Here is a 5,743-nt window from a genome sequence, read left to right as displayed (position 1 = left end):
GCTCCGGATTGGCCCTGACGAGGTACGGGAACTCGTCGATCACCACGGGCACGGGGCGCTCGGAGCCGAGGGCAAGGAGTGCGTCGACAGCTTCGGCCCAATGTGCGAAGTGGTAGGGGCTGGCGGGCCGGACATGAGCGGTGAGCGCCGTGCTGATCCGGCGCAGGGACTCGGCGTCGGCGGCCTCGGTCGCGCCGAAATAGAAGCCCCCCTCGGCACGGCAGGCCGCGTCGAGCAGGAAGGTCTTGCCCTGGCGGCGCCGACCGGAGACCACTCCGAGCGTGGCACCGGGCTGTTCATCGCCGATGAACCGGGTCAGCGCCGACCACTCGTAATCGCGATCGAACATCTCGGCAGGCTTGTCCACAGGCCACCTCGGTTAGATGTAGAAGTACGTATCTGTAAAACGTACCCCTATATGTGTGCGGAGGTTGCCGACGCGCGGAGGGACGACGCATCGCAAGGGGAAACCTGGGTGGCCACGCCCTCCACCCCGATGCCGCCATCAGCGCCAGTTCCTCAGGCGGTCGCAGGCCGGGGAGCCACGCGACCTGCTGGGCGCCGAGGTGCACTTCGGCGCCGACCTGGCCGTGTTCGTCACGACCACGTGCTTCAGCGCCCCTCCGAGAGGTTGCGGTGCGCACCGACTTCAAGAAGATCCGCTGAGGTTGCTCCTCCGGCCCTGGCGGCGCGGCTCCGTGGCCCTGCCCGTGGTTTCGTATGCCCACAGGGACCGGCCACATAGCGGCGCACACCCATAGGTACGGCACGGGCGGGCCCCCGACCGAGCCGTCCGGTGGGCGCCCTTTCACCCCTGACCTGGATGAGCTCCCTCGGCCTGAACGCGGGGGATCGCTGACTGCGCCGGTCCGTGTCCGGTGCTCGCGAGGGCGTGTGTCAGGCGACGGGGTAGCCCTGGGCGAGGGCGGCCTTGCGGAAGGCGGGGAGCATGTCGAGGGGGACGGCGAGGTGGAGTTCGCCGTGGCGGGTGCAGTGGGCGCGGGTGCGGCGGTCGGTGGCGAGCAGGGCCGCGACGGCGGGGTCCGCGCACTCGATGAGGTGCACCGGCCCGGTGTCGCGGACCTGGCCGACGCGGCGGGCGGCGTCGGCCAGAAGCGTGGTGACCGTCTGCGGGAGCGGAACGGTGGTGGCGGCGTTCAGATGGTGGCGGAGTTCGGCGAGATCGCGTCCCGCGTCGACGGCGGCGAGCAGTGAGGCGGGGGTCAGGGCCCACACACGGTCGCCGGTGCGCTTGGCGAAGGCGTCGAGGAGGAGGCCCTCGGCGGGGGCGAGTCCGTCGAGGGCCACCACGTCGTGGTTGGGGAGCACTTTCAGGCCGCCAGAACTCCTCGGGGCGGTGCCGGCCGGTGCGGGGGTGGGGAGGTAGGTGGCGGTCTGCCCGGTGGCGTAGGCGCCGAGCGGGTTGAGGCGGAGGGCGAGGAGACCGTCGTAGCGGCTGATGCAGTCGGTCCAGTCGGCGCCCCAGTTGTCACGGTAGTCGTCGCGGGCGCCCACCGGCGGCCGGTGGTCCACGTCGATCAGGCCGAGGACCGCGGCGTACTCGAAGAGCACGGCGAGGGTGTAACGGCCCTGGAGGAGTTCCCAGTTGTGGAACCCGTCGTAGCCGAGGCTGCCGTACTCGGGGTCCTCCAGGTAGAGCTTCCACAGGGCGCGCTCAGTGCGGGCGATCCTGGGATCGTGACCGGCCTTGCGCATGGTGCGGAAGAGCGTGTCGACGTCGGTCCACTTGCCGGGTGCACAGGCGGCCAGGGCCGCGCCGACCTGGGTCCGGCGCGGTTTGACAGCGGTGAGGACGTTCGCCGCGCGCTGGCCCTTGATCGCTTCGACGCGGGAGAACTCGTCGATCACGCCGCGGCTGAGCCAGCGCCGCCACAGCAGGGCGAGCGTCTCGTGCGCCGGTTTGGTCAGCGCCGCCCTGCCGCGTGCGGTCAGCGCGAGTTTTCCGGAAGGCCAGTTCCGCGAGTCCGCCGGCCTGGAGCAGCAGCGGCCAGGCGAAGGACGCGATCGGTTCCTCGGCGTAGAAGTCGCCGCCGCTGAGTGCTTCCGCGACCGCCTTGACCGTCGCCGCGGACGGGCGGAGTGTCTTCTCGCTGCAGCGCAGCCGGCCCGCCGCGCAGAGTTGAAGCACGGCCTTCAGGTTGGCCTGCGCCTCGTGCTCGGTCGTGCGTACCCGATGCTCGTCACGTTCGTCGTGGTCGCTGATCACAGGGGCCTCGTCCCCAGGACGTAGTGGTAGTTGCCCGCGCCGCAGGTGCGCTCCAGCGTGCGTACGATCTTCTGGGCGTCGTCGCGTGGGCCGTTGATGTAGAACGGCTTCCCCTGGCGGCCGAAGCCGATCCGCGGGGCGGCCGGGCCGGGTTCGCCGAGATGTACGGCGGCCTGTGCGAAGTCCGGCGCGGGCTCGAAGCCGAGGGCGCGGGCGTAGGCCACACCACCGTGCACGATGCTCTGCGCCTGCTCCAGGCCGATCCGTAGCGGCGGTTGGTCGAACGCCCGGTAGTAGTCGCGTACGTAGGCGTCCAGTGATCCTCCGCCCATCACCTGTGGGCCGACGGTGTCCTTGACGCCGAGGCAGTAGACGTCGACCAGGAACCCGCAGAGGGTGACCCGGCTGCCACGCTCCTGTCGGGCGATCAGGATCTGGGCGAAACCGGCGGCCTCGGGATTCCCGGAGCCCTCGTCGTCCGCGCGCGCCCAGTCGGGGGCCGCGGACAGCTCCAGGTCGGTGCTCCAGCCGGCGCTCACCCAGCAGCCCACCACCGGGCGCTCGGTCGGCGCGGCCGTGCTCTGCTGTTCGTGGGCCACCTGGCGCACCAGCGCGCTCGCCCGGGCCGGCTTCAGTCCGAGGGCCCGCGCGATCTGCTTCGGCCCGCTGCCCTTCTCCCGCAACGACCGTACCTGGGGCAGTAGTTGCGCATCGTCGTCGTTCACGGGGCCATTGTTCCGCAACGCCGGGGTGTCAGGTGCGGGGACTGGCTGTTCCCGTTGTCCCCGGAGGGGGGACGCGCGTGGGCACGCGGGCCCGAACCGGCTGTTTTTCGGCCGCCGGTCCCTCCGTGCCGGGGAAGGCGTTCTCATATGGGCGAGACGGTCACCCGGGGTCCCGCTGCTCCGTAGAGTCGGATCGAGACGACACGGCCGCGGGAACAGGGAGGACGGAGCGATGGCCAAGAGCGCGAGGGAGCGGCTGGGCGTCCTGCTCGGCGGGTCGAAGGCGGCGGAGTTCAGCGCCCGGCTCGAAGCACCGGCGGACGGCGTCGGCCTTGAGGTGGCCGGGGTCGGACCGGTGCGTCTGCCGCTGCGCGCGCCGCAGGTGAAGAAGCTGATCGCGGTGGCGCGCCCGGCACTGTTCGGCCGGGGGGAGGACACCCTGAGCGACAGCAGCGTGCGGGACACCTGGCAGATCCCGCCGGACCAGGTCACGCTGGACGGCCCGGCCTGGCCGACGTTGCTCGACGGCGCGCTGGAGCACTTCCGCGACGAGCTCGGGCTACCGGCGTCGACCCGGCTGCGGGCCGAGCCGCACGCGCTCCTCGTGTACGGCAAAGGGCAGTTCTTCCTCCCCCACCAGGACTCGGAGAAGGGCGACGCCATGGTGGGCACGCTGGTGCTGTCGCTGCCCTCGGCACACACCGGCGGCGAGCTGGTCATCGGGCACGCCGGGCAGAGCCGGACCTACCGTGCGTCGAAGACGGAGCTGAGCCTGGTGGTCTTTTACGCCGACTGCCCGCACGAGGTGACACCGGTCAGGAGCGGCTACCGGGTGACCCTCACGTTCAACCTGCTGGCCGAGCGAGGGGCCCCGGAGCAGGAGTCCGGCCCGCTCGACGACATGGCGCACTGCCTGGAGCACAACACTTCAACGCACCGGCCAGGCCGCGCTACGGCGGCCGGCACCTCGATCCGCCCCGTCGTCTTGTCTACCTGTTCGATCACGAGTACACCCAACATGGTCTCGGCTGGGACCGGCTCAAGGGCGCCGACGCGGAGCGTGCCGCGCTGCTGCGCGCCGCGGCCGCCCAGGCGGGGTGCGAGACGGTACTCGCCCTCGCCGAGGTGAAGGAGACCTGGGACGCCACTCCGGCCGGGTACGACCCCTGGGACGACTACGGTTACGACGAGGAGGACGAAGAGGGAGAGGAACAGGAAGCGGGAACAGCCGCGGTCGACGGCGCGGGTGCGGACGAGGACTACGAGCTCGGCGAGCTGATCGACGACGAGATCACCCTCGGCTGGTGGACCGGTCCGGACGGCGCCGACGGCGAGCAGATCTCGCTGTACGTCCGCGACTACGAGAGCTGCGCCAGTACCCCGAGTGCGGACCTGAAGCCCTATGACTCCCAGTACGAGGGCTACATGGGCAACCACGGCAACACGCTGGACCGCTGGTACCGGCGGGCCGCGGTCGTGGTGTGGCCACGAGAGCGGGCCTTCGCGGCGCGCGGCGAGGCCGGATCACGGTGGGCACTCGAGGAACTGCAGGCGCGTATCACCACGGGCGACCGGGACGGCGCACGCGCCGCGGCCGAGTCCCTCGCGCCGTTCTGGAAGGGCAGTGGTGTACGGCCCGGGCAGCTGGGGAGCGCGCTGCGGGTGGCCGAGGGCCTCCAGGCGCCCGGGACCGCCGCGATGCTCCTGGAGCCGTTCCGGATCGGCGCTCTCACTCCGGAATACGCGGACGACCTGGCCGCGGTGGCGAAGCGGTACGGCGTCCCGTGGCTGGGCCAGGTCACCGAGGGCTGGTTCGGCGGCGCGCAGAACCGCTTCGAGGAACACCGGTACGACTGGACCGAGCGGCTTCCCCAGCTGTGCGCGGCGCTGAGCTCCGCCCGGAGTCCGGAGGTGGCGCAACTGCTGTCGACCGGGGCCTGGGCTCAGGTGGACGGTGAGCTACGGCTGTGGGCCGAAACCGGGCCGGCCGAGATCCGCCGCGCGCAGTTGGAGCGGCTGAGCCTGCCGCTGCTGCGCATCCTGGAAGCGGCCGACACGAAGCTGCGCGGCCGGATCATGGCAGCGTTGCGTTCCTACCCGGACACGGTCCTCGAGTGCCTGCTGCCGATGCTGCGCCACGCGGCGCAGGAACAGACGGAGGGTGAGCCCCGGGCGGCGGGGCTCGGAGCGGTGGCACGGGAGTGCGGGGACCGGCTCGGCGCGCTCGCGCGACGGGCGCCGCGCGCTGCGGACGACTGGTCGGTGGCGTGGACCGGGTGCGGCTGCGAGCTGTGCGGCACCCTGGCCGGCGCGTTCCTCGGCTCCCGTTCGCGGCAGACGCTGGAGTGGCCGCTGGCGAAGGACGGGCGGCGGCACGTGCACAGCAGGATCGACACGGCCGAGCTGCCCGTAGACCATCAGACCAGGCGGCAGGGACGCCCCCACAGGCTGGTGCTGACGAAGACCGAGGAGCTGTTCTCGCACGAGCTGGCGACCCGCCGCCAGGCCGGAGCCGACCTGACTTGGCTGGCCTCGACATGGAACCTTTCCGGCGAGGTCGGAGCTGAGCCGAGGCCGTGACACGAGGCGCGGGAGCGACGTCGGCGAAGGCTGCCAGGGCGTCCGGCGAGGCGAACTCCTCCCAGTCGCCGCCGACGGCCGCGACTACCGCCAAGTTCCGTAGGCCCTCCGCAGTGCAGGTTGGTGCCGACTGCCGGCCGGGAGTTGCGGGGGCGTGCGCCTGCCTGTTCGTCGAAATATTCTGAATGTCGCTTGTAAGCGCAACCAAAAC

General features: G+C 71.5%; 4 protein-coding genes and 1 pseudogene. 2 read left to right on the top strand and 3 right to left on the bottom strand.

Annotation, left to right across the window (positions count from 1 at the left end; translation table 11 throughout):
- From ABZ281_RS34615 to ABZ281_RS34605, 3 genes and pseudogenes are all read right to left on the bottom strand, one after another.
- Positions 1-367, bottom strand: a pseudogene (locus ABZ281_RS34615) (ATP-binding protein); the annotation flags it as partial.
- Between the two features lie 530 nt (positions 368-897).
- Positions 898-1,869 (bottom strand): helicase-associated domain-containing protein, encoded by a 972-nt coding sequence (locus ABZ281_RS34610; protein ID WP_356662002.1) that lies wholly within the window; start codon positions 1,867-1,869, stop codon positions 898-900.
- Between the two features lie 354 nt (positions 1,870-2,223).
- Positions 2,224-2,952, bottom strand: coding sequence for a hypothetical protein (locus ABZ281_RS34605; protein ID WP_356662000.1), 729 nt, complete (start codon positions 2,950-2,952; stop codon positions 2,224-2,226).
- Between the two features lie 232 nt (positions 2,953-3,184).
- Between ABZ281_RS34605 and ABZ281_RS34600 the strand changes: the two genes are divergently transcribed.
- The gene (locus ABZ281_RS34600) at positions 3,185-4,081 is read left to right on the top strand and encodes a 2OG-Fe(II) oxygenase (protein ID WP_356661998.1); all 897 of its coding nucleotides are present in this window, start codon (positions 3,185-3,187) and stop codon (positions 4,079-4,081) included.
- Positions 4,078-5,532 carry a hypothetical protein gene (locus tag ABZ281_RS34595; RefSeq protein ID WP_356661996.1) on the top strand — a complete coding sequence of 485 codons (1,455 nt, stop codon included), beginning with the start codon at positions 4,078-4,080 and terminating at the stop codon, positions 5,530-5,532. Before ABZ281_RS34600 ends, ABZ281_RS34595 begins: the two co-directional genes overlap by 4 nt.
- The last annotated feature ends 211 nt before the right edge of the window (positions 5,533-5,743 follow it).

It is taken from the genome of Streptomyces sp. NPDC006265 (genome assembly GCF_040613555.1).
In the GTDB taxonomy this organism is placed as follows: Bacteria; Actinomycetota; Actinomycetes; order Streptomycetales; family Streptomycetaceae; genus Streptomyces.
Note: the sequence above shows the minus strand (reverse complement) of the source record. Positions and strands in the feature narration are given on the sequence as shown.

Excerpts from the sequence above, each read along its gene's own strand:
- ABZ281_RS34600 (WP_356661998.1), top strand. The coding sequence starts at position 3,185 with ATGGCCAAGAGCGCGAGGGAGCGGCTGGGCGTCCTGCTCGGCGGGTCG.